We start from the raw sequence: 2,009 nt of genomic DNA on the forward strand, positions 1-2,009 counted from the left end.
TATTTGGCACTGGCATTACATTTATGCCAGTAGTTGTCTCAAAATTACTTTCTTAAAAGATCAAAAATAAAAAAGAATGTTTAATCAATATTCAACATTTATCAGCTTGTCTTGCTCGGTTTAAATCGACTACAAAAACAAGATCTTCAAGCTAGTAGTTTTTAACGACTCGTTGAGATATGAAACGGTATAAACTCCTGAATCTTTTTTACAAGATAATAAGGCATACTAAAGCAATAAATGGGCACATAGTGTAGCCGATCCATGACTATATACTAGGTTCAGAAAATATCTGCCTAAGCCCTATTTTAAAAAAATTAAAGTGAGTATTTCCGTTAAAGGGCTTTTCCATAAATATGGCATGGGTAATTTGACTTTTATAAATGACGATAAAATATAGCGAAAAAATATTTATGCTAAGTTTTTTGTAATGTTTCAATCGTATTCAAGACATTACAATAAATTAACAAATACTAGCTCTTTAGTGTTTAACCAGCTATAATTTCGACGCATTATTTAGTATAATAAAGCTTATTAAATAAGCAAATAATCATAAAAACACAAATAAAACAACAAATTACTTGACAGGTAGAATGTTATGCGCTATCATAATAGGCACCAGGCTTGGCAACCCTACGCCTTAAATCTTTTTCAATTTCACAGTAGTTAAAAACAGATTCGATTCTTATTTTTATCACCAAATCTATCGAAATCGATAAAGTTGTTGGCAAGGATATCTTTGATTTCTAGATTGCTATCCAAGTCACCGCTGATTTTTGCTCCATTGCTTTTATTGCCTTATTCGCTGAGCTCGCAGGCGTTATCGGCAAAGACATCACAGGTCATTCACGGCTCTGCACCATATTTAAGTATTGATGGTGTAACTAAAGTTGCTAGTATGGAAGATTTATTGGGTATAAGACTACCAAATATTAGTTATATTCCTCAGGGAGCAAATAGTGCACTTTATCCCAATGCAGTAATAGATCAATCTAACGTAGATGCACCAATTGAAATGCCAAATATAACAGATACATTTGCTGATATACAAGCAATAGTACCATTGGTAAATTACCCAAGAATTCAATTAAGCGAATTAATGGATTCACCTTATAATTATGGTCGAGACGATGATGGCGATGATAATATAAATGCAACAGGAAATTTAACCATAAAATGGCAAGATAAAAATGGTACAGATATTACAGGAGAAGTTAAAGCAAATCCGAATAGACGGCTAAATCTTTGTGATGGGCCTTATAAACTTACCTTAACAGCAACTGCAAGCACCTTATCGACGCAGTATGGTGTTCCCAATAGTAGCAATCTTACGGGTAATGAGCATAGTTACTATATTAATGCCAATATGAATAGGCCAGTTGCTTGCTATGCGCAACCAAATTTAGCTTACGATGACCATGCTTTTGGTACTACCATTTGGGATATGGATGGTCCAAATTGGGTTTCGTTAAAAGGGTTTAAAGTCACAAATAATAGCAATATAGCAGAAAACTTTCCGACGACAGGATCTGATAGGTTATATTTCTATTTATTATTGGGAGGAATCTCTCCTGAACAAGTTATAGCTGCAAATGGTACAACGGTGAGTGCGGTTAGCGGTAGTGGTGTATCATTATCGTTAAGCAAAGAGAATACACAACATTGGGCTATTGACATTGATAGGATATGTAGGACTTGTATTAGAGATGGTAACCTGGATCGGCTACACTAAATCATACAACTTTTTTAAGGGGTAAGGTAAACTTATCACAACTAAAAAAGGAACAAATATGAATAAGATTAAACGCAAAAGACGAACATTCACAGATGATTTTAAACAGCAAATGGTCAGTCTTTATCAACATGGTAAATCACGTAGTGAAATCGTTGCCGAATATGATTTGACACCATCAGCTTTGGACCGTTGGATAACGCAAGCAAGCCAAAGCGGCTCATTTAAAACAAAAGATAATCGCAGTCCACAAGAACAAGAGTTAATCGCGTTGCGT

The 2,009-nt window shown here is 34.5% G+C and carries 2 protein-coding genes; both read left to right on the plus strand.

What is annotated here, in order from left to right; all coding sequences use genetic code 11:
* Positions 1-739: 739 nt before the first annotated feature.
* Positions 740-1,732, plus strand: coding sequence for a hypothetical protein (locus tag A9G32_RS04675; protein WP_065590099.1), 993 nt, complete (start codon positions 740-742; stop codon positions 1,730-1,732).
* Between the two features lie 58 nt (positions 1,733-1,790).
* Positions 1,791-2,009: transposase (locus A9G32_RS04680; protein WP_141672877.1), on the plus strand; the 219-nt coding region annotated here is incomplete at its 3' end.

This window comes from Gilliamella sp. Gris3-2 (assembly GCF_001690345.1).
GTDB classification, from domain to species: Bacteria; Pseudomonadota; Gammaproteobacteria; order Enterobacterales; family Orbaceae; genus Gilliamella; species Gilliamella bombi.